The sequence below is a fragment of the Vibrio sp. 10N.286.48.F5 genome, assembly GCF_041469785.1.
GTDB classification, from domain to species: Bacteria; Pseudomonadota; Gammaproteobacteria; order Enterobacterales; family Vibrionaceae; genus Vibrio; species Vibrio crassostreae_C.
Genome location: NZ_JBFRLG010000017.1, coordinates 1 through 15,193, shown reverse-complemented (window position 1 = coordinate 15,193; position 15,193 = coordinate 1). Strand labels below are relative to the sequence as shown.

Sequence of the window (15,193 nt, the reverse complement as noted above, 5' to 3'; positions counted from 1 at the left end):
ATGTTGCTTTTTTCTCCACTTACAAACCACTCATTTACTTTGATAATTGATATTCAACGCAAGTCACTATCAAGGCGCTAGAGAAGCTAAAGCCTGCATGACAACGTGGAATCTAATCCCACTCAAACAGGACGTTTCAATGAGAAAATCAAGATACGCTCGCACTTTACACTTTCTGTGCATCGACCCAAACGATACCTATCTACATGTAAAAGAGATAGAAAAGCATTTATCTATTGTTCTCTACAAAATGACACCCGACGAATTAATGCTAGTTGATAGAAAGCGGAGTAACCGGATCTTGCTCGTCGATTACAGAGAGGTACCACAACTACTGATTATTTGTCCTAACCTGACTGTTATGTGGAAAAATCACGAAATCATTTTATTCAATGTCCCCCAGCAACTTCCAACCTCAGAGCTTCTTACCTATGGGGTACTAAAAGGACTCTTTTACAACACTGAACAAAAGGACAAGATTGCTCGTGGTCTTCAAGAAGTCATTGATGGCGATAACTGGCTGCCAAGGAAGGTAACCAATCAACTGTTGTTTTATTATCGCAATATGGTCAATACCAACACCACACCAACCAATGTTGACTTAACCATTCGTGAGATCCAGGTGATTCGCTGTCTTCAATCCGGGTCTTCAAACACACAAATCGCCGATGACTTGTTTATTAGTGAGTTCACGGTTAAATCTCACCTCTATCAAATATTCCGTAAGCTTGCGGTAAAAAATAGAGTTCAAGCGATAGCATGGGCAAACCAGAACCTGCTTGCATAATCGACCCACCTCTTAGTCTGACGATAATTTTGAGGGAAGCTCTAGTAAACCATGGCTATTGTTGCTGAATTTTCTACATAACTTATGCTAGAGTTGCCCTCAGAAATATCAACCACTCAGGTTGAATCAATAATTATTATAGATAAAGGGTCTTATCATGATCAAAAAGTGCCTTTTCCCGGCAGCTGGCTACGGTACACGTTTTTTACCTGCAACCAAGTCAATGCCTAAAGAAATGATGCCTGTAGTAAACAAACCTCTGATTGAATACGGTGTAGAGGAAGCTATCGAAGCTGGTATGGATGGAATGTGCATCGTTACTGGACGTGGTAAGCACTCGATCATGGATCACTTTGATAAAAACTACGAGCTTGAGCACCAGATTAGCGGCACCAATAAAGAAGACCTATTGGTTAATATCCGTGAAACGATTGAAGCGGCAAACTTCACCTACATTCGTCAACGTGAGATGAAAGGCCTTGGCCATGCTATTTTAACGGGTCGCGAACTTGTAGGCGATGAACCGTTCGCAGTAGTACTTGCTGATGACCTTTGTGTGAACGAGCAACAAGGCGTGCTAGCTCAGATGGTTGCGCTATACAAACAGTTCCGCTGTTCTATTGTTGCTGTACAAGAAGTTCCAGAAGAAGAGACTCACAAGTACGGTGTTATGTCTGGCGAAATGATCAAAGATGACCTTTTCCGAGTTGATGACATGGTAGAGAAGCCAGAGCAAGGTACAGCACCAAGCAACCTAGCGATCATTGGTCGTTATATTCTGACTCCAGATATCTTTGAATTAATCGAGCAGACAGAACCAGGTAAAGGCGGCGAAATCCAGATCACTGATGCATTGCTAAAACAGGCAAAAGCAGGCTGTGTATTGGCTTACAAATTTAAAGGCCAACGTTTTGACTGTGGTAGTGTTGAAGGCTATATCGAAGCAACAAACTACTGCTTCGAAAACCTATACAAGAAAGACCAGCAGCAAATCGAGCTAGGTAAACACTCGACCAAGAAAGAAGCATAACGACTGGTTAATCACTAACGTTACTGATTTTAGAAAGGGCGACTCTTTGAGTCGCCCTTTTTGTTTACTGTTTTTTTATCCAGTAAAACTTTGCACAAATCTCACTCTATGTAATACTTTAGCCACTTAAAATTACATGGTCTATTGAGATGGATAAAATAGAAATTAGAGGCGCTCGTACGCATAACCTCAAAGACGTCAACCTAACCATTCCACGTGACAAACTGACTGTCATCACCGGATTATCGGGTTCAGGAAAGTCGTCACTTGCGTTTGACACACTCTACGCAGAAGGTCAGCGTCGTTATGTTGAATCTCTGTCTGCTTACGCTCGTCAATTTCTATCTCTTATGGAAAAGCCTGATGTCGACCATATTGAAGGTCTATCTCCAGCTATCTCAATAGAACAAAAATCGACTTCACATAACCCTCGCTCAACCGTCGGTACCATTACCGAAGTCTATGATTACCTCAGATTATTGTATGCGCGAGTAGGCGAACCTCGCTGTCCAGACCACAACATCCCTCTAGCAGCACAAACCATCAGTCAAATGGTCGATAAGGTCTTAGAACTGCCTGAAGGCTCAAAGATGATGTTGATGGCACCGATTGTCAAAGAGCGCAAAGGTGAGCATGTTAAAACACTGGAAAACTTAGCTGCGCAAGGCTTTATCCGAGCCCGAATTGATGGTGAAACCTGTGATCTATCCGATCCACCAGCCTTAGAACTTCATAAAAAGCACACCATTGAGGTCGTCGTTGATCGATTTAAAGTACGTCCCGATCTACAGCAACGTTTGGCTGAATCGTTCGAGACCACATTAGAGCTCTCTGGCGGCATCGCTGTCGTCGGTTGGATGGACGAAACGGATCAAGAAGAGATCGTATTCTCTGCTAACTTCGCTTGTCCTAAATGTGGTTACAGCATGCAAGAGCTTGAGCCTCGCCTGTTCTCATTTAATAACCCGGCAGGAGCCTGTGGGACGTGTGATGGTCTTGGTGTTCAACAGTATTTTGATCCAAGCCGAGTGATTTTAGATGAGAACCTAAGCATTGCTGAAGGTGCGATAAAAGGTTGGGATCAAAAGAACTACTACTATTTCCAAATGCTAACGTCGCTGTCAGAACATTATGGTTTTGATCTGTATGCGCCATTTAATTCTCTACCGAAAAAGACTCAAGAGATCATTCTAAAAGGATCAGGTCGAACTGAAGTGGAATTCAAGTACATCAATGACCGAGGTGATATTCGAGTTAAGCGTCATCCATTCGAGGGCATTTTAAATACCTTAGAGCGCCGTTACCGTGATACTGAATCTAGCGCGGTGCGTGAAGACCTTGCCAAATACATCTCAACCAAGTCGTGTTCTAGCTGTGATGGCACTCGCCTGAGATTAGAAGCTCGTAATGTTTTCATTGGTGATACAACACTTCCGGAAATCGTTGAACTTAGCATTGCTGACGCACTACAATTTTTCCAAGAATTGAAGCTAGACGGTCAACGTGGGCAGATCGCAGATAAAGTGATGAAAGAGATCAATGATCGTCTGCATTTCTTAGTCAACGTTGGTTTGAACTACCTTAACCTATCACGCAGTGCTGAAACGCTGTCTGGTGGTGAGGCGCAACGTATTCGTTTGGCGAGCCAAATCGGTGCCGGTTTAGTTGGCGTTATGTATGTACTTGATGAGCCATCAATTGGTCTCCACCAGCGCGATAATGAACGTCTATTGCAAACCTTAATTCACCTGAGAGACTTAGGTAATACGGTACTTGTTGTGGAACATGACGAAGATGCAATTCGTTGTGCTGACCATGTTATCGATATCGGTCCAGGAGCAGGGGTGCACGGTGGTCACGTGGTGGCAGAAGGTACCATGCAAGACATCATCGAAAACCCGAACTCTTTGACAGGCCAATACCTGAGCGGTGCTAAAGAAATTGCAGTGCCTGAAAAGAGAACGCCTATCGACAAGAAAAAGGTCGTCGAGATCGTTGGCGCAACGGGGAACAACCTAAAGAATGTGACCGCGACAATTCCTGTTGGCTTGTTCAGTTGTATTACGGGCGTATCAGGTTCGGGTAAATCAACGCTTATCAACGATACCTTCTTTAAAGTCGCCCACACTCAATTAAACGGTGCCACGACTGCAGTTCCAGCAAAGCACAAAAAGATTAAAGGGTTAGAACATTTTGATAAGGTAATCGACATAGATCAAAGCCCTATCGGTCGTACACCAAGATCAAACCCTGCGACCTACACAGGGATTTTCACCCCTATTCGTGAACTATTCGCGGGCACTCAGGAATCACGTTCTCGTGGTTACAAGCCAGGTCGATTCAGCTTTAACGTTCGTGGTGGTCGTTGTGAGGCTTGTCAGGGAGACGGCGTAATCAAGGTAGAGATGCACTTCTTACCCGATGTGTATGTGCCTTGTGATGTGTGTAAAGGTAAGCGCTATAACCGTGAGACTCTAGAGGTCCGCTACAAAGGTAAAACCATTGACGAAGTTCTAGAGATGACTGTGGAAGATGCTCGTGAATACTTCAACCCGGTACCTGTTATCGCTCGTAAACTGCAAACTTTAATGGACGTTGGCCTCTCTTACATTCGCTTAGGGCAAGCAGCTACAACCTTATCTGGTGGTGAAGCTCAGCGTGTTAAATTAGCGCGTGAACTGTCTAAACGAGACACGGGAAAAACCTTATACATTCTCGATGAGCCAACAACAGGCCTTCATTTCCACGATATCCAGCAGCTACTGACGGTATTACATAGACTGCGTGATCACGGTAATACAGTTGTCGTGATTGAGCACAACCTAGATGTCGTTAAAACAGCAGACTGGATCCTAGATCTTGGCCCAGAAGGTGGGCAAGGTGGTGGTGAGATTGTTGCAGAGGGTACACCTGAAGATGTGGCGTTAGTCGAAGGTTCACACACTGCTCGCTTCCTTAAGCCTATGTTAAATTTGAAGTAGGTGTAAAATAGCGCCCTGCGGGCAGACAGAAAAATGTTAAAGTAACAGAGCTTGTTTCAGAAGGAACAAGCTCTGTTTTTATAAGGTTAGGGATTTATGGCAACAATACACACTAGCGGTACTCAGCTAGAAAATCAGGTCACTCAGCTACCACTCAACAAAGCATTTCTGGCTTCTTTAGCTGTTGTATTCTTGTTAGCTATGCATTTTTTTATGCCGAATCCTGGTGGTTCGGGCCTTGCTCTATCCTTTAACCCTACCACTTGGCTAGCGCTAAGCTTCACGCTAGCGATTGGCTTTTACCAACTCGCGACCAATCGAGTACTCAAGTATTCCAAATTAACAATTGGCTTGTTGATTAGCTGCATCATACTCACGCTACCCATTTTATACAGCAATGCTGCACCTCAAGGAGCGTCAGGACGCTTGCTTGGATTGTGGGCGGGCTTTGCCTTATTTGTGGTGCTGCAGCAATTTAAGTTCAGCAATAAACACAAGCAACGTATGTTGTGGTTCATTGTACTTGCTGTTGTTATACAAGCACTATTTGGCTATGTGCAATATTTCTTATTAGAACCTGGCAACCTATTTGGCTACAACACTGCTGCAAACCGACCATATGGGATATTTCAACAACCGAATGTAATGGCAAGCTTTCTTGCTACTGGTTTTGTGCTGTCCGCTTACCTTTTAGCAAGGCAGCCGGCTAAATATAACCATAAGATCAGCGAATCATTCCTACTGTATTTAACTCCAACCTTAACCGTGCCCTTGCTGATCATCATTGCATCACGTACCGGATGGTTGGCCGCTGTCATTGGGTTTATCTGCATTCTGCCCTATCTATACAAGTTCTCGACCAAGAAACGCTTCTACGGATGGTGCGCATCAGTGCTCGTCGGTGTCGTCGTCGCTTTTTCGGTGATCAGCCTAAGTGCGACTGATAGCCTCGCTAGCAAGAAAGCGAACCTAGAAAGCCCGCGCGCTTATACGTTCCCGCAAGCTTTAGATATGATGATCGAAAAGCCATTTACAGGTTATGGTTACGGGAAATTTGAGTCTGAATACACGCTATATACAGCTCGCCAACATCAACTCAACTCGAACTATCATCCAGGTCTTCCTTCAATGGATCACCCGCACAATGAGTTCCTGTTTTGGGGAGTTGAAGGGGGGATTGTACCAATCATCGGAATCTTGATTGCTGCAATATTGGTGATGTCACGCATAACAAGTTCAGCAAAGGGAACACGTCTAGCCCTGCTCGCGTTATTTATCCCAATCCTTTTGCACTCTCAACTTGAGTATCCTTTTTACCACTCGGCGATTCACTGGATAACATTCATTATATTGATTTACTGGGTAGATCAGCGCTCTTCCCGACATTATCAACAGTCGTTCAGTATCATCAGCAAGACCCTATTTAGAGTGTTGAGCTTAGTGCTCCCTATTTTGGTCAGTTTTTATATGTTGAGCGCCCTGCACACCAACTATGTACTGACTAAGTTTGAACTGTCTAAGCCGAAAAATCCGGACATTCTTAAGCAGGTAACGAACCCAGTGGTGTGGAAAGATCGCTACGATTGGGATATATACAGCACTTACCTTAATATCGGCCTCTACAAAGCCGACCCGAGCCTTATACAGCCTTACATCGATTGGTCACTGGAGATCATTAAGAGCAAACCAAGACCGGCTTTCTACAGCAATCTGATTCTGGCGTATCAAGGCCTAGGAGAAGAAAGTAAAGCAGAGCAAATTCGTAGCGAAGCGAACTTTTTATTCCCTAACAGAGACTTTTCAAAGGTTCAGTATAAGAAAGTGTCACAAGCAGAAGATAACGTTTCGTCTGCAGAATAATGTTAAGAATTCGCAACGCAAGCTTCACTTAGTAGGCAGTAGGAGCTTGGGGTAGATACAAAAAAGCGCACGATCTCTCGTGCGCTTTTCTTTTTAATTTCAGTTCATGCAGCTACTTCAAAACATCTTTTAGCGCTTTTAGGCACAACGCGACATTCTCTTTACGAGCACCGTAACCCATTAGGCCGATACGCCATGCCTTACCAGCCAAAGAGCCAAGCCCAGCACCGATTTCAAGATTATATTCTTCTAAAAGCTGCGTTCTTATCTTAGCCTCATCAATTCCTTCTGGGAAATAAAGTGCATTAAGCTGCGGCAGGCGGCTCTCTTCATCAACCACAAACTTTAACCCTAGAGCTTCTACGCCTTCTTTAAGCTCTTGGTGCATCGCATGATGACGAGACCACGCATTATCTAAGCCTTCATTTTTCAACAAAACCAGCGACTCATGCAGAGCATAAAGGCTGTTCACGGGTGCGGTATGGTGGTAGCTACGCTTACCTTCTCCACTCCAGTAACCTAATACTAAACTTTGATCCAAAAACCAGCTTTGCACTGGTGCTTTACGGGCTTTCATTTTATCAACCGCACGCTGAGAGAAAGTCACTGGAGATAGCCCTGGCACACAAGACAGACACTTTTGGCTGCCAGAATAAACCGCATCAAGCTGCCACTCATCAACCAGCAATGGCACACCACCTAATGATGTCACTGCATCAACAATCGTTAACGCATCAAACTGACGAGCGACAGCAGAGATAGCTTGAGCATCAGATAACGCTCCGGTTGATGTCTCTGCATGCACAAATGCAACAGCAACGGCATCGGGGTTTTCTGCCAATGCTTGTTCTACCTTTTCAACTGAAACGGGCTTGCCCCATTCGTCATCAACAAGGATCGCTTCGCCACCACAACGCACCACGTTTTCTCGCATACGCTCACCGAAGACACCGTTACGACAAACAATCACCTTTTCACCAGGCTCAATCAAGTTAACAAAACAGGTCTCCATACCCGCACTGCCCGGTGCAGAAACGGCAATCGTAAATTCGTTTTCAGTCTGAAAAGCGTATTTAAGAAGCTGTTTAAGCTCATCCATCATCGCAATAAACAGCGGATCTAAGTGACCTATGGTTGGACGGCTCAAAGCCTGTAACACTTGAGGTGAGATATCTGAAGGACCAGGTCCCATTAACGTTCGGTGTGGTGGATAAAAGCTATCGATAGCAGTAGTGAGTGGTAAATTAGACATGTACATCCCTTACGTTAATGTTGTGAACAATCCACCCTAAAGCAAATTGATTACCTCAGCAATTAGCCATAAGTATTGAGGTCAAACCACTGTCACATAATTGTTAAAATTATTTTTCAATTATCTCAAGTTACGGATTGACATTGTTACCACAAAAACGTTCAATGAAACGGCTATCTAGCAGAAGAGGAGCACTGCCCAGGCAGATGTTTTGTGGAACCGCATTTCCAATACAAAACATTTATGGGGAGCAGTGCCGAGATAATAAAAGGATGCAGGACCTTTATTATCGGTTGAGCGGGCTGAATCCCGTCAACTGTCGCCATTTCTATATGGTGAAGAGCTTCTGAGGTTACTATTCTAATAATTCCTCTCTTTTTGCTCTAAAACTCTCTTCGAAAAACATCGGACGTTGGATTACCCAACCGTAATTTTATTTTAGGAAGTCGTGGGAGATATATCGTGAGTGCATCTAATGTAGCTGGTTCTTTTAATGTCGCTAAGTTTGGTGGAACAAGTGTTGCCAACTTTGAAGCAATGAGCCGTTGTGCTGCCATTATTGAAAACAACTCAAACACGAAACTGGTCGTGAGTAGTGCATGCTCTGGTGTCACTAACTTGCTGGTTGAACTAGCAAATGGTGTTCAAGACAAAGCTCGTCGTCAGGAACTAATGGCGCAATTAGCGGACATTCACAACGCAATTCTTGACCAACTCGCAGATCCAATCAGCATCGAAAAAGAAGTCCACAGCATTCTTGATGACATTGCGAGCGCTGCAGAGGCCGCATCATTCCAAACAAGTACTAAACTGACGGATCACCTTGTCGCATGTGGCGAGTTGATGTCGACACACATTTTGGCTCAGATTATTCGTGAACGAGGTACACCAGCCGTTCGTTTTGATATCAGAGAAGTGATGCGCACTAATGGTGATTTTGGTAAAGCAGAACCACAACTTGAAGATATTTCAGCCCTAGCAAAAGAGAAGCTTATACCACTTTGCCAACAGCAAGTTGTGGTTACTCAAGGTTTTATCGGTGCAGATAGCGAAGGTAACACCACGACTTTAGGCCGTGGTGGCAGCGATTATTCCGCCGCGCTGATCGCCGAATCAGTACAGGCAATGGGGTTGGAAATCTGGACAGATGTTCCGGGTATTTACACGACAGATCCACGCATCGCACCGAAAGCATCTCCTATTCCAGAGATCAGTTTTAGCGAAGCATCGGAAATGGCAAACTTTGGTGCAAAGATACTGCACCCTTCAACTCTAGTACCTGCATTGCGCCACCAAATCCCGGTATTTGTCGGCTCTTCTAAAGCACCAGAGTTAGGTGGAACTTGGATTCGCCAAGAAGTTGAAAGCTCACCATTATTCAGAGCACTTGCTCTTCGTTGCAACCAAACGATGGTTACGCTTCGCAGTGCAAACATGTTCCATGCTTACGGCTTTTTGGCGAAGGTATTCGAGATCCTTGCTAAACATAAGATCTCAGTCGATCTTATCACCACTTCAGAGATCAGTGTTTCACTAACACTCGATCAAACGGATACCTCTGGTGGTGCCCCTGAGTTACCTGAAGCCGCTCGCATTGAGCTTGAGGAGCTGTGTTCTGTAGATATTGAACACGACCTATGCCTTGTTGCTCTTATTGGTAACAACATGAGTGAAAGCAAAGGCTATGCAAAGCAGGTCTTCGGCACTCTTGAAGACTTCAACCTACGCATGATTTGTTACGGTGCAAGCCCACACAACCTGTGCTTCTTACTAAATGAATCTGTTTCTAAGTTGGCGATTCAAAAACTGCACCAAGAATTATTTGAATAGAAAGTCCGTTTATCATCGACAGATAAATCACAAATACAAAAAGGGTTGCTATTAAGCAACCCTTTCTCTTTTTTACTATACGAATCAAAGCTCGTCGTAGATTCAAACTAGTTAATGTTTGGACCTAACCACTTCTCGGCTTCTAACATGTCCCAACCTTTGCGGTCAGCATAGCTATCCACTTGATCCTGTTGAATCTGTGCAATAGCAAAGTATCTAGCATCAGGGTGTGAGAAGTACATACCAGATACTGAAGCACCAGGCCACATCGCGTAGCTTGTCGTTAATGACATATCGATTGCCTTTTCAACATCCATCAGCTCCCACAACGTGCCTTTCTCTGTATGCTCAGGGCAAGCAGGGTAACCTGGAGCTGGACGAATACCTTGGTATTTCTCTCGAATCAAATCGTCGTTAGACAAATTCTCATCTGGCGAGTAACCCCAAATATCCTTTCTCACTTCTTTATGCAGATATTCCGCGAACGCCTCAGCCAATCGGTCAGCAACCGCCTGAATCATAATCGCGTTGTAGTCATCGCCTTTCGCTTTGTATTCATCAGCCAGCTCTCGCTCACCAATACCACCCGTAACCGCAAAGCCACCAATCCAATCCGCTTTACCGCTTTCTTTTGGCGCAATGTAATCAGACAAACAGTAGTTAAAGCCTTTTGGTTTCTCTGTTTGTTGACGAAGATTGTGTAGAACTTTTAGAACTTCGGTACGAGATTCATCGGTATACACCTCAATATCATCACCAACACTGTTCGCTGGGAACATGGCACACATACCACGCGCTTCAAGCAGCTTCTCTTTCTCTACGCGATCCAGTAAATCATTAGCATCTTTGAATAAACGTTTTGCCTCTTCACCCACTTCTTCATGATCAAGGATTGCAGGGTATTTACCAACCAATGACCATGTCATAAAGAATGGAGTCCAATCGATGTACTGACGCAAAGTCGCCACATCAAAATCATTGAAGATGTGAACTCCCGGCTTAGCGGGTGCAGGTGGCGTATACGCATCCCAATCGATAGCAACTTTATTGGCACGAGCTCTTTCAAGCGTGACGGGCTTGGTACGAGGTTTCTTACGATTGTGCTGATCTCGAACGCGATCGTAATCGATATCCAGCTTCTCAACGAAAGCGGGTTTCAATTCATCAGAAAGTAGTGAAGTACAAACACCCACTGCACGCGAGGCATTATTTACGTATACAACAGGTTCTGAATAATTCTGCTCAATCTTAACTGCTGTGTGAGCTTTAGATGTGGTTGCGCCGCCAATCAGAAGAGGCAGCTTGAAACCCTGTCTCTCCATTTCTTTAGCAACATGTACCATTTCATCAAGAGACGGTGTAATCAGCCCAGACAGGCCAATAATGTCGACATTCTCTTCTTTCGCTACCTTGAGAATCTTCTCGCAAGAAACCATCACACCTAAGTCGATAATTTCGTAGTTATTACACTGTAAAACCACACCAACGATATTTTTACCGATATCGTGAACGTCACCTTTAACGGTCGCTAACAAAATCTTACCGTTAGTTGCGCCCACTTCTTTGGATGCATTAATGAATGGTTCTAAATGGGCAACCGCCTGTTTCATCACACGCGCAGACTTTACAACCTGTGGTAAGAACATCTTACCTTCACCAAACAGGTCACCAACAACGTTCATTCCGTCCATTAGAGGACCTTCAATCACTTCAATAGGACGAGAGGCATTAACACGAGCTTCTTCGGTATCTTCAACAATAAAGTCGGTGATACCTTTTACCAAAGAGTGCTCCAAACGCTTCTCTACAGGCCAAGTTCGCCACTCTAATGCAGATTTATCTTCAACCTTACCAACAGCACGCTCTAGGTATTCGGTCGCCATATCCAGCAATCTTTCAGTCGAATCATCACGACGGTTTAGTACCACATCTTCAACAGCATCACGCAGATCTTCTGGAACATTATCGTAAATTTCCAACTGACCAGCGTTTACAATGCCCATATCCATACCGTTTTTAAAACAGTGATATAGGAATACCGCGTGAATAGCCTCACGGACGTAGTTATTACCACGGAATGAGAATGAAACATTCGACACACCGCCAGAGATCATCGCATGCGGGAGATCGCGTTTGATGTCTCCTACTGCTTCAATGAAATCAACCGCATAGTTATTATGCTCATCGATACCAGTAGCCACTGCGAAAATATTCGGGTCAAAAATAATATCTTCTGGTGGGAAACCGACTTCATCAACAAGAATGTTGTAGGCATTGGTACAGATTTCGACTTTACGCTCTCGAGTATCAGCCTGCCCGACTTCATCAAACGCCATCACGATGACAGCAGCACCATAACGACGAACTAATTTGGCTTGCTCAACAAACTTCTCTTTGCCTTCTTTTAGAGAGATTGAGTTAACGATGCCTTTGCCTTGAATACACTTTAGGCCAGCTTCGATAACTTCCCACTTAGAAGAATCGACCATAACAGGTACTTTCGAGATTTCAGGTTCTGAAGCACATAGATTCAGGAATTTAACCATACACGCCTCGGCGTCTAGCATCCCTTCATCCATGTTGATATCGATAATCTGAGCGCCATTTTCGACTTGCTCGCGAGCAACACTCAATGCTTCGTCGTAAAGCTCTTCTTTGATCAAACGCTTGAAACGCGCAGAACCAGTGACATTGGTCCGCTCACCTACATTCACGAACAAAGATTCTTTAGCTATCGTCAGTGGCTCTAGTCCCGAAAGACGACAAGAAACTGGTAAGTCTGGCAATTGACGCGGCGTTACACCTTCAACGGCCTCAGCCATTTGACGGATATGCTCTGGAGTAGTACCACAACACCCACCAATTAGGTTCAAGAAGCCACTTTCAGCCCACTCTTTAACATGTTCAGCCATATCCTCAGGAGAAAGGTCATACTCGCCAAATGCATTAGGCAAGCCCGCATTAGGGTGAGCAGAAACATTGCACTCTGAGATACGAGACATCTCACCGACATACTCACGCAGTTCATCAGGGCCCAATGCACAGTTCAATCCAAATGAGATTGGTTTTACATGACGAAGGGCGTTGTAGAATGCTTCTGTCGTCTGTCCTGAAAGGGTACGACCTGATGCGTCAGTGATGGTACCGGAAATCATCACGGGAAGAGCAATACCCACCTCTTCAAAAACAGATTCAACGGCAAAGGCACACGCTTTCGCGTTTAACGTATCAAAGATAGTTTCAATAAGAATTAAATCTGAACCGCCCTTAATGAGCGCGCGAGTCGATTCAGAATAGGCTTCAACCAGTTCGTCAAAGCTAACATTACGGTAACCTGGATCGTTTACATCAGGCGAGATAGAACAAGTTCGGTTGGTAGGGCCTAATACACCCGCGACGAAGCGAGGTTTATCTGGGGTCTTTGCAGTCCATTCATCAGCTGCTTCACGAGCAAGCTTGGCAGCAGCAAAGTTAATCTCTTCACTAAGGCTTTCCATATCATAGTCGGCCATAGCGATGGTTGTAGCGTTAAAGGTATTGGTTTCGAGGATGTCAGCCCCAGCTTCCAAATACTCCATATGGATATCTTTGATAAGCTTAGGCTGTGTAAGAACTAAAAGGTCATTGTTGCCCTTCAAGTCACTGTGCCAATCAGCAAAGCGTTCACCACGATAGTCTTGCTCTTCCAATTTATAATCCTGAATCATGGTGCCCATGCCACCATCAATCAGTAAAATTCGTTGCTTCAACAGAGCGTCAATCTTTTGCCTTACATTACTTCCCACGGTACAACCTCATTCCTTTAATTATCCCTCCATCCTATCACACATTAAAAAGGAGTCTAGACGTCTAAAAAAGGAAATTGATTACTGAGTCATGACAAAAAAATGTTTGCTATTTGAGCATGAGACAACGAAAATTCATATTCATACTTTGTTACATGTTGGAATCCCAATGTCGGTCTATTACACCTTATGCTTCTTGTCCGCTGCAGCCATGCTTATTGCTTTCGTGAATACAAAAATTGGTAAAATGCAGACAACCATCGCCATTACAGCTGGCTCAATGATGTTATCTCTATTAATTATCATTGCGGGACAAAACAATTGGTTCCAATTGGCTGACATCGCCTCAGAAACCGTTGCCAGTATTAATTTTGAAGATTTCCTTCTAAAAGGGATATTAGGATTCTTACTATTTGCAGGCGGTTTGGGAATCAAATTACCAAACCTAAAAGACCAGAAATGGGAAATAACAGTACTCGCGTTAGGTGCTACGCTGTTTTCAACATTCTTTATCGGTTTTGTGCTGTACGGGTTTTGCCAGTTCATCGGTATTCAATTTGATCTGATTTACTGCCTACTCTTTGGCTCGCTAATCTCTCCAACCGATCCCATCGCCGTGCTAGCAATAGTAAAGAAACTCGACGCTCCCAGAAGAATCTCTACTCAAATCGAGGGAGAATCTCTATTCAACGATGGTTTTGGCTTAGTTATCTTCGTAACCCTATTTACTATCGCATTCGGCACAGAAGCGCCAACCGTCGGTAGTGTGACCATGCTATTCGTTCAAGAGGCGATTGGCGGCATTGTCTATGGTTTTGTTTTAGGTCTTGTATTCCACTACCTAATCAGCAATACCGATGACCACTCGATGGAGTTGCTATTAACCATCGGCATCCCAACTGCTGGTTATGCGTTTGCTGAAGTTCTACATGTATCAGGCCCATTAGCGATGGTGGTATCAGGTATCATGATTGGTAACTGGACTCGCTTTATCGGATTCTCGAAAGAGAGTGAAGATCACCTAGATCATTTCTGGGAGTTGATAGATGAATTCTTAAACGGCGTATTATTCCTACTAATTGGTATGTCGATGCTGTTATTCAAATTCCACCAAGAAGACTGGATCTTAATGGCGTTCGCAGTCCCTCTAGTATTGAGTGCACGTTACTTGAGTGTTTTCTTGTCTTACATCGGATTTAAACGCTTTAGAACTTACAACCCGTGGTCGATTAAGATTCTAACTTGGGGTGGCTTACGCGGTGGCTTAGCATTAGCCATGGCACTTTCGATCCCTTCAGGTATCTGGGTAATTGAAGACAAAGCAATAGATGTAAAAGAGATAATCCTTGTCATGACATACGCCGTTGTTGTGTTCTCTATTCTAGTTCAAGGCTCAACAATCACTCCTATGATAGAGAAAGCAAAACAAGCAGAGAAAGAGCTAGATTAACACCTAGATAGATCAACCAAAGCCGCCTACTTTAGGTGGCCTTTTTTATACCTAATGAAAGTCAAACTCGCCAATTCCCTCACTGAAGTTATCGTTGAAAGGTATGCGTGGAACATAGAGATTATATCGATATTTGATACCGCGAGTATTTGAGTAGTCGAAAGCCTTGTTGTGGGTATCCAGAACTCTTTAAGTAGGTTAATACCAATTAAAGTAAA

The 15,193-nt window shown here is 44.1% G+C and carries 8 protein-coding genes and 1 riboswitch; of the genes, 6 read left to right on the top strand and 2 right to left on the bottom strand.

Annotated features, from left to right (window positions below; genetic code table 11):
- The first annotated feature begins 139 nt into the window (after nt 1-139).
- The 4 genes from AB4185_RS11705 to AB4185_RS11690 all read left to right on the top strand — a co-directional run bounded on the left by AB4185_RS11705 (nt 140) and on the right by AB4185_RS11690 (nt 6,658).
- Nucleotides 140-787: a LuxR C-terminal-related transcriptional regulator gene (locus AB4185_RS11705; protein WP_029235092.1), complete on the top strand. Its 648-nt coding sequence runs from the start codon at nt 140-142 to the stop codon at nt 785-787.
- A gap of 157 nt (nt 788-944) precedes the next feature.
- The gene (gene galU, locus AB4185_RS11700; protein ID WP_372135481.1) at nt 945-1,817 is read left to right on the top strand and encodes a UTP--glucose-1-phosphate uridylyltransferase GalU; all 873 of its coding nucleotides are present in this window, start codon (nt 945-947) and stop codon (nt 1,815-1,817) included.
- 149 nt (nt 1,818-1,966) lie between these two features.
- Nucleotides 1,967-4,798 (top strand): excinuclease ABC subunit UvrA, encoded by a 2,832-nt coding sequence (uvrA, locus tag AB4185_RS11695; protein WP_017061339.1) that lies wholly within the window; start codon nt 1,967-1,969, stop codon nt 4,796-4,798.
- Nucleotides 4,799-4,894: 96 nt separating this feature from the next.
- Complete coding sequence (locus tag AB4185_RS11690; RefSeq protein ID WP_017061338.1) at nt 4,895-6,658, top strand: PglL family O-oligosaccharyltransferase; 1,764 nt, start codon at nt 4,895-4,897, stop codon at nt 6,656-6,658.
- A 112-nt stretch (nt 6,659-6,770) separates the two neighbouring features.
- On the opposite strand, the gene AB4185_RS11685 is transcribed toward AB4185_RS11690, so the two are convergent.
- On the bottom strand, nt 6,771-7,910 hold the full coding sequence (locus AB4185_RS11685; RefSeq protein ID WP_017061337.1) for an alanine--glyoxylate aminotransferase family protein: 1,140 nt from the start codon (nt 7,908-7,910) through the stop codon (nt 6,771-6,773).
- 176 nt (nt 7,911-8,086) lie between these two features.
- A riboswitch (Lysine riboswitch) is annotated at nt 8,087-8,264 on the top strand.
- A 108-nt stretch (nt 8,265-8,372) separates the two neighbouring features.
- Between AB4185_RS11685 and lysC the strand changes: the two genes are divergently transcribed.
- A complete protein-coding gene (gene lysC, locus AB4185_RS11680; protein WP_372135480.1) occupies nt 8,373-9,740 on the top strand; it encodes a lysine-sensitive aspartokinase 3 in 1,368 nt (455 codons plus the stop codon).
- 107 nt (nt 9,741-9,847) lie between these two features.
- On the opposite strand, the gene metH is transcribed toward lysC, so the two are convergent.
- Nucleotides 9,848-13,525: a methionine synthase gene (gene metH, locus AB4185_RS11675; protein WP_017068719.1), complete on the bottom strand. Its 3,678-nt coding sequence runs from the start codon at nt 13,523-13,525 to the stop codon at nt 9,848-9,850.
- 169 nt (nt 13,526-13,694) lie between these two features.
- Between metH and AB4185_RS11670 the strand changes: the two genes are divergently transcribed.
- Complete coding sequence (locus tag AB4185_RS11670; protein ID WP_017061334.1) at nt 13,695-14,975, top strand: sodium:proton antiporter; 1,281 nt, start codon at nt 13,695-13,697, stop codon at nt 14,973-14,975.
- Nucleotides 14,976-15,193: the final 218 nt, after the last annotated feature.